This is a genomic window from Staphylococcus sp. GDY8P198P (genome assembly GCF_017891615.1).
Taxonomy (GTDB): domain Bacteria; phylum Bacillota; class Bacilli; order Staphylococcales; family Staphylococcaceae; genus Staphylococcus; species Staphylococcus cohnii.
This window is the reverse complement of sequence record NZ_JAESJQ010000001.1, coordinates 181,213-196,752: the sequence shown is the minus strand read 5'-3', so window position 1 is coordinate 196,752 and position 15,540 is coordinate 181,213. Positions and strand designations below refer to the sequence as shown.

At 29.9% G+C, this 15,540-nt stretch carries 8 protein-coding genes and 2 pseudogenes; 8 read left to right on the top strand and 2 right to left on the bottom strand.

Features of this window, described 5'->3' with window-relative positions:
- Window positions 1–4: 4 nt before the first annotated feature.
- The 8 genes from KA824_RS00745 to KA824_RS00710 all read left to right on the top strand — a co-directional run bounded on the left by KA824_RS00745 (window position 5) and on the right by KA824_RS00710 (window position 14,584).
- Window positions 5–277 carry a hypothetical protein gene (locus tag KA824_RS00745; protein ID WP_096808007.1) on the top strand — a complete coding sequence of 91 codons (273 nt, stop codon included), beginning with the start codon at window positions 5–7 and terminating at the stop codon, window positions 275–277.
- Window positions 277–3,957 (top strand): nitrate reductase subunit alpha, encoded by a 3,681-nt coding sequence (locus tag KA824_RS00740; protein ID WP_181187306.1) that lies wholly within the window; start codon window positions 277–279, stop codon window positions 3,955–3,957. The genes KA824_RS00745 and KA824_RS00740 overlap by 1 nt, the downstream gene beginning before the upstream one ends.
- Window positions 3,947–5,464, top strand: coding sequence for a nitrate reductase subunit beta (narH, locus tag KA824_RS00735; protein ID WP_181187305.1), 1,518 nt, complete (start codon window positions 3,947–3,949; stop codon window positions 5,462–5,464). Before KA824_RS00740 ends, narH begins: the two co-directional genes overlap by 11 nt.
- Entirely contained in the window at window positions 5,461–6,060 is a 600-nt protein-coding gene (narJ, locus tag KA824_RS00730; protein ID WP_096808010.1) for a nitrate reductase molybdenum cofactor assembly chaperone, read from the top strand. The genes narH and narJ overlap by 4 nt, the downstream gene beginning before the upstream one ends.
- A gap of 42 nt (window positions 6,061–6,102) precedes the next feature.
- Window positions 6,103–6,804 carry a respiratory nitrate reductase subunit gamma gene (gene narI, locus KA824_RS00725; RefSeq protein WP_181187304.1) on the top strand — a complete coding sequence of 234 codons (702 nt, stop codon included), beginning with the start codon at window positions 6,103–6,105 and terminating at the stop codon, window positions 6,802–6,804.
- 146 nt (window positions 6,805–6,950) lie between these two features.
- A complete protein-coding gene (locus KA824_RS00720) occupies window positions 6,951–8,117 on the top strand; it encodes a nitrate/nitrite transporter (RefSeq protein WP_181187303.1) in 1,167 nt (388 codons plus the stop codon).
- Between the two features lie 845 nt (window positions 8,118–8,962).
- A complete protein-coding gene (locus tag KA824_RS00715; protein WP_181187302.1) occupies window positions 8,963–14,095 on the top strand; it encodes a DUF4011 domain-containing protein in 5,133 nt (1,710 codons plus the stop codon).
- The gene (locus KA824_RS00710) at window positions 14,096–14,584 is read left to right on the top strand and encodes a hypothetical protein (protein ID WP_070044781.1); all 489 of its coding nucleotides are present in this window, start codon (window positions 14,096–14,098) and stop codon (window positions 14,582–14,584) included. It begins immediately after the preceding gene.
- Here the strand turns inward: KA824_RS00710 and KA824_RS00705 are convergent.
- A pseudogene (locus KA824_RS00705) lies at window positions 14,581–14,829 on the bottom strand (IS5/IS1182 family transposase); the annotation flags it as partial. The gene KA824_RS00710 and the pseudogene KA824_RS00705 overlap by 4 nt on opposite strands.
- Before the next feature lie 51 nt (window positions 14,830–14,880).
- Window positions 14,881–15,376 (bottom strand): annotated as a pseudogene (locus tag KA824_RS00700) (GNAT family N-acetyltransferase).
- Between the last annotated feature and the right edge of the window lie 164 nt (window positions 15,377–15,540).

Here is a 15,540-nt window from a genome sequence, read left to right as displayed (position 1 = left end):
TTATATGTTTTCAATGGAAAATGAAGCAATGCTTATAGAGGATAGAGAAGACTTAATAGGTATTTTGCGTATGAGATTTGGCTCAATTTCTGGTGAAATGATAGAGAAAATCTATAATATTAACGACAATAATACAATTGAACGACTCATCTTAGTTGCTGCAAATGCACCAACATTTGAAATTTTTATTGAAGAACTAAAAGAGGGTAACGGAGCATTTAAAATTACAGGTGAAAGATTTAATCCGATTTCTAAGAGTGATGGGGAGATGTCTTGATGGATAAAAAGCATAATAAATTACTACATAAACTTAAACATTTAAAACGTGGAAATTTAATAAACAATAATTGGACTGAAGAAAGTCCTAGACCTCGCGATTGGGAAAGTATTTATCGAAATCGTTGGCAACATGATAAAGTAGTACGTTCGACACACGGTGTTAATTGTACTGGATCTTGTAGTTGGAAAATTTACGTGAAAGACGGTATTGTCACTCAAGAAACACAACAAATTGATTACCCTTCTACAGGAGACGATTTTCCACAATATGAACCTCGTGGTTGTCCTAGGGGAGCAAGCTATTCATGGTATACATATAGTCCAACTAGAGTTAAATATCCATATATTCGTAAAGACTTATATGAATTATGGGAAAACGAACTTGAAGAAGTACAAAACCCAGTTCAAGCTTGGGAAAATATTGTCAGTGATAAGAAAAAAAAGCAGAAATATATTAAAGCACGCGGAAAAGGCGGTTTTATAAGAGGAAATTGGAAGAGTATTTGTCAAATGATAGCTGCTTCATCTATTTATACTATAAAAAAATATGGTCCAGATCGTATTGCTGGATTTTCACCTATTCCAGCTATGTCAATGATAAGTTACGCAGGAGGGACTCGATTTTTATCTTTAATTGGTGGAACAATTATTAGTTTTTATGACTGGTATGCTGATTTACCTCCTGCTTCTCCTCAAGTGTGGGGCGATCAAACTGATGTTCCAGAAAGTGCAGATTGGTATAATTCTAAATATTTCATCATATGGGGGACAAATTTACCACAAACAAGAACGCCTGACGCACATTTTATGGTTGAATCTCGCTATGCAGGTACTAAAGTTGTTGGTGTTAGTCCTGATTACGCTGAATATGAAAAATTTGCTGATATGTGGTTACCAGCAAAAGAAGGCACAGATGGTGCGCTTGCTATGGCAATGACACATGTTATTTTGAAAGAATTCTATGTTGATAGAGAAGTACCTTATTTTACTCAATATGTAAAACAATACACAGATTTGCCATTTCTTGTTCAATTGAAAGATAAAAACGGTAGTCTGAGAGCTGACAATTTCTTGAGGGCTGCTGATTTATCCAATGAATATAGCTTAGGAGATTGGAAAACAGTAGTGTGGGATGAAAATATACAAAAACCTGTTGTTCCAATTGGTAGTGCAGGTCACCATTGGGATGGAAAACAAAATTGGAATTTAGAATTAGAAGATGAATCAGGGAATGCAATTAATCCTATGCTTAGTTTTATAGATATATCTGACAACATAGATTCAGTTGATTTCCCACATTTTGCAACAAAAGATAATTCATCAATAACGCATAAAGTACCAACTAAAGTAATTAAAGATAAGAATGGTAATGATATTTTAGTGACTACGGTGTATGATTTGATGATGGCTCATACAAGTGTAGACCGAGGTTTAGATGAAAATACACATGTTACTTATGATGATTCTACTGTACCTTATACACCAGCATGGCAAGAAGGAATTACTGGTGTAAAAAAAGAACATGTGATTCAAGTAGCTCGTGAGTTTGCACAAACTGCTGAACTTACCAAAGGTAAGGCTATGATAGCGATGGGTGGAGGTACAAACCATTGGTATCATAGTGATCAAATTTATAGAGCAATACTTAATATTATTATGCTGTGTGGTACAGAAGGTGTTAATGGAGGTGGTTGGGCTCATTATGTTGGTCAAGAAAAAGTAAGACCTTCGGAAGGATTTGCTCAAGTCGCCTTCGCCAATGATTGGAAAGGTACACCTAGACATATGAATGGTACTTCGTATTTTTACTTTGCAACAGATCAATTCAGATATGAATCTGATGAAGATCAAGATAATTTTGATTGGGGTGGAAAATTTAGTAATATGCACCCTGCAGATTTTAATGCGTTATCTGTGAGATTAGGGTGGTTACCTGGATATCCACAACTGACTGAGAATAGCTTAGATGTAATTAGTGATGCAAGAAAACGAAATCTTGATGATGCTGAAGCTATTAATGATATCGCTAAACAACTAGCAGAAGGTGAATTAAATTGGGCTATAGAAAACCCAGATGATGAACGCACCTTCCCTAAAGTGTTTTTTAATTGGCGTTCAAATTTACTTGGAGATAGTGGTAAAGGGCACGAATACTTTGTGAAGCACATGATTGGCGGAGATGATTCAATCTTAACGGATACAAAAAATTCGTGGCAACCAAAAAATATTAACTTAAATGATACCCCAGCAGAGGGTAAAGTTGATTTATTAATAAGTATGGATTTCCGTATGACAAGCTCAGGGTTATTTTCTGATATTGTATTACCTGCAGCTACTTGGTATGAGAAAAATGACTTAAGTTCAACGGATATGCATCCATTTGTTCATCCATTTAACCAAGCTATTACACCACCTTGGGAAACGAAGAGTGATTGGGATGCTTTTAGAGAGATTGCAAGAACATTTTCAGAATTAGCTAAAGATTATTTACCTAAGAGTGAAGATTTAGTTATGCAACCACTTGGACATGATACTAAGTCAGAATTGGCACAGCCATATGGAAAAGTTAAAGACTGGAGAAAAGGTGAAGTGGAAGCTATTCCAGGACAAACGATGCCAAATTTTGCGATTGTAGAAAGAGATTATCCAAACCTTTATGATATGTGGTCAACAATAGGCCCAAATTTAAAAAAAGGATACGGTACCAAAGGTGTAAAAATACCGGGTCAACCGGTGTATGATGAACTGCTCAAAAGACTTGGAAAAGCGGATAGGGAAAATATAGGTAAAGGCCACCCTGATATGAGAACAGCAAAACAAGCTTGTAATGCGATTCTACTTATGTCAGGTGCTACAAATGGTAAACGCGCTGTAGAAGGTTGGAAGTCATTAAAAGAAACGACAGGCAAAGATTTTGAATTTGTTTCAAAAGGTCGTGAAGAAGAAGATTTAACATTAGATGATATTACTGTACAACCACGTCAAACAATTTCAACACCTGTATGGACTGGTTTAGAAAATGATGGCAGACGTTATTCACCATTCACATCTAATGTAGAATTTAAACTACCATGGCATACTCTAACAGGTAGACAAAGTTTTTATTTAGACCATGAAGTCATGCTTGATTACGGTGAAGGATTACCGTTATATATCCCGCCACTATATTCAGGTCCTTATTTAAAAAATGAAAAAGGAATAACAGATACAGGTAAATCAATAAAGCTACGTTATTTGACGCCACATCAAAAATGGGGTATTCATACAATGTTTACTGATACTGATCAAATGACACAATTGTTCCGTGGATGGCAAACAGTGTGGTTAAACGAAGATGATGCGAATTCAATAGGGATATATGATAATGATTGGATTGAATTGTATAATCGTAATGGAGCTGTTGTTGCAAGAGCTGTTACAACATATAGAATTCCTCAAGGTGTTGCTTATATGCATCATGCTCAGGATAGAGTAATGGGCGTTCCAGGTAATACAATTAATAAAAAACGTGGTGGGACACATAATAGTGTTACACGCATACATCCAAAAGGAACACATATGATAGGCGGTTATGCACAATTAAGTTATGGCTTTAATTATTACGGCCCAACAGGGAATCAACGTGATACAATTTCGATTGTTAGACCACTTAAGGAGGTTGACTGGCTTGAAGATTAAATCACAAGTAGCAATGGTTATGCATTTAGATAAATGTATAGGTTGTCATACATGTAGTGTAACTTGTAAAAACACGTGGACAAATCGCCCAGGGACAGAGTATATGTATTTCAATAATGTAGAAACTCGTCCAGGTCCTGGTTACCCTAAACGATGGGAAGACAGAGATCGATTTAAAGGCGGTTGGGAAATGAAGAACGGGCGATTAAAACTAAAAGCAGGCGGTCCTATTCAAAAACTTGCTAATATATTCTATAACCCGGACATGGCTACAATAGAAGATTATTTTGAACCATGGACGCATGACTTTGCTCGTCTTCATTTTGCGCCTAGAACTAAAAACTTACCTGTAGCACGGCCAAAGTCAAAAATTACTGGTAAGTTTATGGATAAGCCTGAATGGGGACCAAATTGGGACGATGATTTAGCGGGTGGAAGTGAAATTGTACCTATGGATCCAAACATAGATAAAATGAAACAAGAGCATGTTGCTATGGAATATGAGAAAACTTTTATGATGTATTTACCAAGAATTTGCGAACATTGTTTAAATCCATCTTGCGTAGCTTCATGTCCTTCAGGTGCATTATATAAACGTGATGAAGATGGTGTAGTTTTAGTTGATCAGGAAGAATGTAGAGGATGGCGTTTTTGTATGAGCGGTTGCCCCTATCATAAAGTCTATTACAATTGGAATTCACATAAAGCAGAAAAATGTAATTTCTGTTATCCGAGAACGGAAGCAGGGCTGCCTACTATATGTTCAGAAACGTGTGTAGGCCGTATTAGATATATTGGTGTAGTGCTATATGATGCAGATAAAGTGAAAGAAGCAGCTTCAGTTGAAGATCCACAAGATTTATATCAAGCACAACTAGATTGTTTTTGTGACCCCTTTGATGAAGAAGTCATTGCAAAAGCAAAAGAAGAAGGTATTACTGATGCTTGGATTGAAGCTGCCCAGCAATCACCAGTTTATAAAATGGCTATAAAATGGAAAATTGCTTTACCGTTGCATCCAGAATATAGAACGATGCCAATGGTTTGGTACGTTCCACCATTAAGCCCAATTATGAGTCATATTACAAATGAAAATCAATTGAGTGCAGATGGTTATATTCCAGCAGTTGATGATATGCGTATACCGCTTGAATATTTAGCTTCTATTCTTTCGGCGGGGGATACAGAAGTTATACGACAAACTTTACTAAAAACAGCAGCAATGCGCGTTCATATGCGTTCAAAAAATGTTGGTGGTATAAGTGAAGTAGAGCATAGCAAATTGTTAAAAGAGTCTGGATTGACTGTTGATGAACTAGAAGATATGGCAGATTTACTCGGGGTAGCGAAATATGAAAAACGATTTGTTATTCCTACAGGACGTCGAGAAAATAAAGAAGAAAATTATTATGAACAAGGGGCTTGTAGTTTAGAAGATTTAGCGCCTCCAGAAGGATTACATCCAGCTATGATGAGAATGAAATATGGAAGCGAGGCTAGAAAATGATAAGCGAAGAACAGCAAGTTATTTTGTTTATCGCGGCATATCTTCTCGATTATCCTGAAAAAAATAGACTGAGTGAATATAGAGAATTGAAAGATTTATATAAAAATGACGTTGATTCACAAGATGCAAAAAATTTAATAAATTTAGTATTTAATGATTTAGAAAGCTATTCTTTAAAAGACATCCAACAATTATATGTAAGTACTTTTGATTGGCAAGAAGATACAGGGCTTTATTTAACAGCTCATGAGTATGGTGATGATTCTATGAGAGGTGGCGGATTAATTCAAATCCAAGTTATTATTAGTCAAGCTGGATTGGAACGAGACGAAAAACAACTTGCTGATTATCTACCATCTTTATATGAACTTTTAGCCGTATCTACTGATGAGAAGATTCACAACAAACTTATGAAACGTTTAGGAAAGGCTACATGGCAAGTTAATCAATCACTAGATAAAAAGAATCCTTATAAAAATATTTTAAATTTACTTACTGATTTTGTGTTTGATAAACCTACAACTGAAGAAATGGAAGAAATCAAAAAAGAAGATCCTGACACTGAAAATATGCCTTATCCAATAATGTATGAATAAGGAATTTTGTTTTATCATCCCAATTAATATGGAGGAAATTCTATGACAAATATTATATGGTGGATAATCTTCCCCTACATTACGCTTACCATAATGATTTTGGGTGTTTTATACCGATATGCATTTCGACAATTGAGTTGGACAGCACCTTCTACAGAATTTTTTGAGAGAAAAAAACTAAAATTTGGCTCTTTACTGTTTCATTGGGGTATTGTCTTTGCCTTCGTTGGTCATGTGATGGGAATGGTAATACCTATGGAATTTTATGAATTTATAGGTATTACAGATCATATGTATCATTTTGGAGCTATTGTTGCTGGTGGTTTCGCAGGATTGATGATTGTAGTAGGTGACATTATTTTATTATATAGAAAAATAACAGACGAAAGAATTCGTGCTCATACGTCTTTTGGTAATTATTTCTCATTGATAATGGTTTTAGTAGTTGCAGCAATAGGTGCTTATATGACAATTATATATAATACTACTGTCATTGCATATGAATATAGAGCTACAATAGGTCCATGGTTTAGAAGTTTATTTATTTTCCAACCTAAATATAATTTAATGGGGGGAGCTCCTTTAATCTTTAGATTACATGTGATTTCAGCATTTTTATTGTTTGCTTCTATTCCATTTACAAATTTGATACACATATTCAGTTTTCCTATAAAATACTTAAAACGTGTACCTCAACAGTATAGAGCTAGAAACCAATACCAAAGCAGAAAAAAGAATTTATAAAATATTAAAAATAGGTAAAGTTATTCGATATTTTTTACATTTAAAATTTGACTTAATTGCGTTATAAGTATTCATTTGTGTAATTCAAATTAAAGGTTATCTATTTTAGAAATATCAACAAAATACAAATGGGTGAAGGTGATAGCATGTATAAGACAAATGGTAGTTTTCAACTTGGTTTGCAAACTTTAAGTTTAGTAGTGGGATTTATGGCATGGAGTATTATATCTCCACTTATGCCTTATATATCACAAGATATAAAAATTTCTGAAACACAATTATCTGTAATTGTAGCCATACCTGTTATACTTGGTTCAATATTAAGAGTACCGTTTGGATACCTGACCAATCTTATTGGTGCTAAATGGGTATTTTTCTGGAGTTTTGTTATTTTACTTTTCCCGATTTATTTATTAGGACAAGCACAATCGTCAAGTGTATTAATGATCTCTGGATTTTTTTTAGGTGTTGGAGGTGCTGTTTTCTCGGTTGGTGTTACCTCTGTGCCGAAATATTTCGACAAAAATAAGATAGGTCTAGCAAATGGTATTTATGGAATAGGTAACATTGGAACTGCTATATCTGCATTTTTGGCTCCACCAATGGCTGGTGTATTTGGTTGGCAAATCACTGTACGTTTTTATTTAATTATAATTGCTTTGTTTGCCATTTTGATGTTTTTCCTTGGAGATGGCAAAGAGAAAAGAGTAAAAGTTTCAATAAAGCAGATATTTGGACTTGCCGCTAACTATAAAACATATTATTTAAGTTTTTGGTATTTTATTACTTTTGGTTCGTTTGTAGCATTTGGTTTATTTTTACCTAATTACTTAGTCAATCATTTTGGTATAGATAAAGTAGACGCAGGTATTCGCACAGGCATTTTTATTGCATTAGCAACATTTATAAGACCTATAGGTGGTGTTATTGGTGATAAAATAAATGCTGTAAAATCATTAATGGTGGACTTTGTATTTTTAATAGTTGGTTCTGTTATATTAGGTATCTCAAGTCACATTACATTATTTACAATAGGATGTTTGTTAATTAGTTTTTGCGCAGGTATTGGTAATGGCCTAATATTTAAACTAGTACCAACATACTTTCAAAATGTAGCAGGATCAGCAAATGGTGTCGTATCGATGATGGGCGGATTGGGCGGGTTTTTCCCTCCACTAATAATTACATATACTTCATCTTTGACAGGTTCAAGTCACCTAGCATTTATTTTATTAGCTATATTTGGTGTTATTGCTTTTATTACAATGATTCATTTATATAAAAAAGAATATGATGTAGAATTTAAAAATTAATTTAATGAAGTTAAAGAAAAAAATTATTGTGGAAAGTCTTAGATTTAAAGAGAGGTTAAAAGAGTATCAACTTTAAAAGGTTGATACTTTTTATTATGTTTCTTTTCAACTGATAAATTAACGAATAAGAGCTTTATTTGATTTATTTAAAACTTAAAAAAACCTCATCGTTAAATGATAAGCAGAAGCATATCATAAATGATGCGGTTTTTTCAGTCGCTTCAAAAAGGGATTTTGAATGTACCAGAACGTATGAGGTCTATGAGAATTACTGTTATATTGTTGTGAAACATATCATAAGTAGTGTGATTTTTTAGAATCGAAATCCATCTCGAAGAAAAAGGAAAAAATGAATAACTTAACGGTATAGATAATATTAAATAAAATAATTTAGCGTTAGTCTCAATATTATAAAGACGCATTGAAGAACTTCTTTTAATAAAAACTTTACTTCATATTAAGAAATGTCAAATTCGGTTATAGATTATTGAATTTGAGATTTTAATTATATATAAAGCTGATAATTCAAAGAACTATTAATATTTTGTTTGTCATTTTATGTAATTTATCTTAATTAATATTTTTATTGATACGAATGTCCTAATTATAGAATAAAAAATAGAAAATGTAGTGGAATATAAGTATATAAAAGTGAGAGAAAATACGCTTTCGTTTTAATAGTTGAAAGATCAATGAATTTAGAAATATAGATAAAAAGTAAAAATTTTTGAGTTAATATATTAATCTATTAAAGTTTGAAAAATTATAGTAATTTATTAAATTGTTTAATACAATAGTTTAATAGAAGTATAGATTAAAATTTCAATTTATGGAGGAAGAATTTCATGGAATCAGTTTTCATTGAAGATTATAATTTGAAACTTGATATAGATTATGTAGATATGTTGAATTATTCACTAACACAAAACGACTTTTCATTAATAAATAAAATTGCGATTTTTAATAACTCAGAAGAGGATGAAATTAGCAATGTTAAGTTGAAAGTTTATTCAAATACAGAATTTATTTATAATTATGAAGAGTTAATTCCAGTTATTAATAATCAGCATGCATATGTTTCAGAATCAGTTGATGTAAATTATAATTATGATTTTTTTAGAAAAATTAACGAAAGAATAAAAACATATTTTTTTATAGATTTAATAGATGAGAATGGTAACACTTTTTTTACCAAGAATTTAAAAATTAGTATATTACCTTTCGAACATTGGTTAGGAACTAATATTTATCCTCAATTAACAGCTTCATATATCGTTCCAAATGATGTAGAAGTAAAAAGAATTGTCTCTGAGGCAGGGAAAAAACTAGAAGAGTGGAAAGGAGATTCTAATTTTTATAGTTACCAAGCTAATAGCTTAGAAGACGTAAGGTTACAGGTAGCAGCTATATATGCAACATTACAAAAAGAAAATATTGCTTATAAATATCCACCAGCAAGTTTTGAGAAATTTGGTCAAAAAATAAGATACCCACAAGAAATAATAAAATTTAAAAATGGGACGTGTTTAGATTTAAGTTTCCTTTTTGCAAGTTGTTTAGAAGCTGTGAATATTAATCCTATAGTAATTTTTATTAAAGGGCATGCTTTTATTGGTTTTTGGTTAAAAAATCAAAATTTGATAGGTTCATATTCAAATGATTACACAGATATTTCTAAAAGAATTTCAGTAGGAACTAAAGAGATAGAAGTGGTCGAGACAACAGCACTAGTTAATGGTAAAGATTATTCATTTGAGGAAGCTGTTAAAATAGCTTGTCAAAATCTAGACAATCCTTATAATTTTGAATGTATCATTGATATCACCTCATGTAGACATTTAGGTATTAGTCCAGTTGTTACTACATCAAAAGATAATTATAATTTCAAAATGAATTATAAAGAAAAAGATTATATAACCAATGCTCCGTCTACAAAAATTGAGAAAATAGAAGAGATTAATTATAAGATAAATCCTAGAGAAAAGACAGATATTTGGAGTAGAAACTTATTAGATCTTACTTTAAGAAACTCTTTAATTAATTTTAGAATGAATAAAAGTGCATTACAACTAATGGTTTATGACATTGCTACCTTAGAGGATGAATTATCAACATCAAACAAATTCACTATTATTGCTAAACCAGAGAATTTATCTACTACTAATACAAGTGGGTCATTTTTTAAAGCTAATTCAATAGAAAGCCAATATAAAAATTTAATTGATGCTGATTTCAATGAAGGTAGAATTCGAAGTTTTTTAACTAATTATATGTTAAATAAACAATTAAAGGACTTATATAGAAAAGCAAAATTAGGATTAGAAGAAAACGGAGCAAACTCATTATTTATAGCAATAGGATTTTTAACGTGGAATGACCAAAAAAATATTGATATGAATTATATGGCTCCAATTTTACTATTACCTCTCTCTATAGAAAGAAAAACTGCGACCAGTAATATTCAATTAGAATTAAGTGAAGACGAACCACAACTAAACGTAACACTAGTAGAATATTTAAAACAAAAATTTAATATTGATTTAAGACATTTAGTGGATTTACCAAGAGATGATAAAGGTATTGATATAAAGAGACTTATAGCTACAATAAGACACGCCATCATGGATAAAAAAGGGTGGGACGTTGAAGAAATAGCTGTAGTAAGTAATTTTTCATTTAAAAAATTTGTAATGTGGAACGATTTGAAATCAAGAAAAAATGAAATTGTTTCAAATTCTAATGTAGAAGCTTTAATAACTGGAAATTATAAATCAAATAGAAATATTGAAGATATAGATGCTCAAAAGATTGAGAAAGAAGTGGAACCGAAGAACTTAAAAGTGGGTAGTTTAGTTGATTCGTCTCAATTAGAGGCAATAAAGGCAAGTGAAGAAAGTAGCTTTGTATTACATGGTCCTCCAGGGACAGGGAAATCTCAGACAATTACTAATATGATAATACATAATGTTAATAGAGGAAAAAAGGTTTTATTTGTAGCTGAGAAAAAAGCCGCTCTTGAAGTTGTAAAAGATAGATTAACACAATTAGGATTCGAAGATTTTGTATTAGAATTACATTCGAATACTACGAAAAAAAGACAATTTTTAGATAAAATTGAAAAGACGCTTTCGAAAAACATGAAAAATGATTCGGCAGATATCAAAAGTAAATCAAAAAAATTATTTGAATTAAAAAATAATCTTAGTAAATATGTAGAAGCTTTACATCAAAAACATAAAAGTGGATTTAGTGTTTATGATTTAATACAAAGATATGAACAATTTGAGGAAGTAAAAAGTATAATTACCATAAAAAAAGACATAGTGACAAAACTTGCTGCTAATGATATAGGTACTATTAAAGATTTATTAATTTTAATAGACAATAGTATAGATAAATTAAGTTTCAGCTTAGATAATCATCCCCTAAGACCTTTTAAAATAAATAAATATAGTGTTTCGAAACGTGATAATTTTGAATATTTAATTAATGACTTTGTAGAATCTAGCAATAAAATAGTTGATCAACTATCAGAATTGTTTAATGAAAGTAATTTAAATAGTACAAATATGGAGACATTAGTCTCTTATAAGAAAATAATAAACATGGTAGAAAAATATAAAGGTTCAATGACACTAAATAAAATGATAATAGAACCTAAAAGTATTTCGTTAAAGACAGTTTTTGAGTTTGCGTCTAGTGTTCTTACTAAATATATTGAGTTGAAAGATAAAATTAATAATAAATATTCAGCTGAAACCTTAAATATAAAAGTTAGTGATTTATTAACTGATTATAGAGACATTAAAGATTCAAAAAGTTTGTTTAAGAATAAAAAAATAAAAAATTTAATAGATCTTTTAAATAATGAATTACGTGAATATAGAACTTTGAGTGAAGAAGAATTTATTAATGATTTAAAAGAAATTCAAGAATTTCAAGAAATGCGTAAAACGCTTCAAAAAAGGAATGAAAATTTCTTAGAATCATTTGGAGAAGCGTGGAAAGGTAGATTAACTGACTTAGATAATCTTAGATATCTAGTTAATTTTATAGAAAAAAATAATATAACAGATCTTGAAAAATCTAAACAAAATCAAATAAACGAAATATTAAAATTAAAAATTAGTGATTATAATAAATTTAAAGACTTAAAAGAAAGATTAGATTCGTTTGAAAAAAACATTGATTCATTGAAAAATGATTATAATATTGATGAACTATATTTACTTACTCTATCTATAGAAGACTTAAACAATATAGCTAATTATTGGAAAAAAGGTATAAATGATTTAAAAACATGGGCAGTATTAAATGAAAACTTTATAAAACTAGAAAAAATTTTACAAACTAATATAAAAGATAATTTTATTAAATTACAAAGTGAATTTAGCATAGAAAAACAGTTAATGAAAACTTTAGTAGAGCAATTTATTAGTTATTATTTTTCAACAAATGAAACTTTAGATTCATTTAATGGATTTGATTTGAAAGAAAAAGTCAAACTATTACAAGAAAAAGTTAAAGAATTCAATGATTTAAGTATTATAGATACAAAAAATCAGATGAGTTTGAATTTGGAAACAAAAAGAGCAAAAGAGATATATGAAATTGATTTTTTATCCTTACAAAAAGCTATACGCAGTAAGGGAAGAGGTCAGTCAATTAGAACTATATTCAATCAGACAGCTAATGTTATTCAAGATATATTTCCTGTAATGTTAATGAGTCCTTTATCAACAGCACAATATATTGACCCTAACTTTCCGAAATTTGATTTAATTATTTTTGATGAAGCTTCTCAAATACCAACGGATATATCTGTAGGTGCTATATCCAGAGCTAAAAATTGTATTGTTGTAGGCGATCCTAAACAAATGCCTCCAACTAATTTCTTTGGTTCTAACAATATCGATGAAAATAATATTGAACTGGAAGATTTAGAAAGTTTATTAGATGACTGTTTGGCTGCTAACTTTCCTGAAAAGCATCTGAAGTGGCATTATAGATCAAATCATGAAAGTTTAATTCATTTTAGTAATAGAACGTATTACAACAGTAATCTATTAACCTACCCTTCGGCGACTAAATTAGACTCACAAGTCAGTTTTAAAAATATTAATGGTATATATAGAAGAGGTAATGGAAGAATAAATGAAGAAGAAGCAAACTATATTGTTAATTTACTTATTAATCACTTAAAAAGTGAAAGTAAGGATAGTATAGGAGTTGTTACTTTTAATAGCCAACAACAAAATTTAATTGAAAATTTATTAGAAGAAAAATTAATAAAAAATACAGATTTAGATGAAAAAAATATTAATAGTAAAGAAAGTATATTTGTTAAAAATCTTGAAAATGTTCAAGGTGATGAAAGAGATATTATAATATTTTCAACTACTTTTGGTCCTGATGAAGAAGGAAAAATGACTATGAATTTTGGACCACTTAATAATGAAGGTGGATGGAGAAGGTTAAATGTAGCTGTAACGCGAGCACGAAAGGAAATGTTAGTTATTTCTTCATTCGAACCAGAAGATATAGATTTAAATCGAACGAAAGCAGAAGGGGTAAAAAGTTTAAAAGGCTTTTTAGAATATGCACGGAATTATAGAATACTCCCACCTGTTAATAGAAATATAATTAGAGAATCAAATAGTATTATCACTACTTTGCAAAATGAATTAGAAGAAAAAGGTTACAGTAGTCAAATTAATATAGGAAATTCTGAATTTAAAATAGATATAGGAATTTTAAATCCAAAAAATAATAATCAATTTATACTTGGAATATTGATAGATGGTGAAAACTATTATAATTCAAAAACTTCAATTGATAGAAACATTATACAACCTAGTATGCTTAAAAGCTTAGGCTGGAATATTGAAAATATTTGGTCTATAGATTGGTACGAAAATAAAAAACAAGAGATTCAAAAAATAATAAATAAATTAAAAAAATTAGAGGAGGAAATTTAATTGAAGAGAACAATTGAAAAAAGTTTGATATGGACAGGAATAGCTATACATATCATAGGACTTTTATTAGTGACCATTGGTATTATAGGAATGTATACTGCACCAAACGGCTCTAAAACAGATAATACGATAATAATAATAACATATATACTTACTATTATATTTTTGATAATAGCAATAATAGTAGTTACTAGAATAATTAATGATAATAAACTAGCAGGTATATTATTAATTGTTATAGGCGTCTTAGTTTTAATTCCAAATTTTATTAGTGCTATTTTATGGTTGATTGCTGGTATTATGTTATTAACTAGAAAACCTAAAAATAATAAATATGGTATCAATAATAGAAATAAATATCAAGATGGAAAGAAAGAAAGTAAAGGAAAAAATGTAATAAGTAATGATCCCTTTGAAAAAAAAGATTCAAATTCTAATCCAGAGAATAAATTAAAAAAAGAAGATGTAGAAGATCCATTTAAATATTAATTTACTCTAAAAATGAAGATAAATAATATTTGCAATAAATAAAGGTTATAAAGTGTTTGAACATGTACAAAGGCAATTTCTAGTGAAATAGTATAGAAATTGTCTTTTTTATAAATTTTTTGATTATTTTCAGCTGATTGAGCTGCTACTTTTCTCATATTGAGTGCCATTCATACAAATCCAAATTCTCTTTTAACTTTATTTATTCCTCTTACGGACATTCGAGTGAAGTCCACTTTAATTTTATTAGAAGTAATTTGAATCTACATAAGTGAATATATGAGTGATTTTTTATACTAAAAAATATATTCATATTTCAATAATGACATAAAATAGGCATCTTTATATTTACCTTAGTGTAGAGTTGCTCTTTGAGTAATCCTTCTGTTTTAAATCCTTGTGACTCGTATATATGCACAGCTTTTTTGTTATCTGTATCAACATATAGATAAATTTTGTGCATGTTTAATATATCGAATGCATAATTTATCGCTTTTTCGAATGCGAATTTTGCATAACCTTTACCACTGAACTCAGGTTTAATAATTATTTGTATTTCACAATTACAATGGATGTAATTAATTTCTACTAATTCAATAATACCTACGACTTGATTTTCATCTTCAACAATAAAACGTCTCTCCGATTCATCTAATAAATGCTTATCAAATAATATTGAAGTTCCGTTAAGGATTCATAAGGTTCTTCAAACCAATAAGACATAATAGAATATTCATTATTTAATTCATGAACAAAAAGTAAATCACTATACTCTAATGCTCTTAGTTTAATAATTCCACTCCCAAAATTTTCATTTTCTTGTTATTCTCGATTTATTACTCTTACTATGAAACCTATAAAATTCTCACATTTGTTCGTATTAAGAATAAATACATCAACGATAACAAAAAGAAAATAAAAAAATAAATAATAGAGCATCCCTCACCGTAAAAGTG

Bases quoted from the DNA above. Each gene is read 5' to 3' on its own strand.
- narI (WP_181187304.1), top strand. From the start codon at position 6,103: ATGACAAATATTATATGGTGGATAATCTTCCCCTACATTACGCTTACC.
- narJ (WP_096808010.1), top strand. From the start codon at position 5,461: ATGATAAGCGAAGAACAGCAAGTTATTTTGTTTATCGCGGCATATCTT.
- KA824_RS00715 (WP_181187302.1), top strand. From the start codon at position 8,963: ATGGAATCAGTTTTCATTGAAGATTATAATTTGAAACTTGATATAGAT.
- KA824_RS00745 (WP_096808007.1), top strand. From the start codon at position 5: ATGTTTTCAATGGAAAATGAAGCAATGCTTATAGAGGATAGAGAAGAC.
- KA824_RS00740 (WP_181187306.1), top strand. From the start codon at position 277: ATGGATAAAAAGCATAATAAATTACTACATAAACTTAAACATTTAAAA.
- KA824_RS00720 (WP_181187303.1), top strand. From the start codon at position 6,951: ATGTATAAGACAAATGGTAGTTTTCAACTTGGTTTGCAAACTTTAAGT.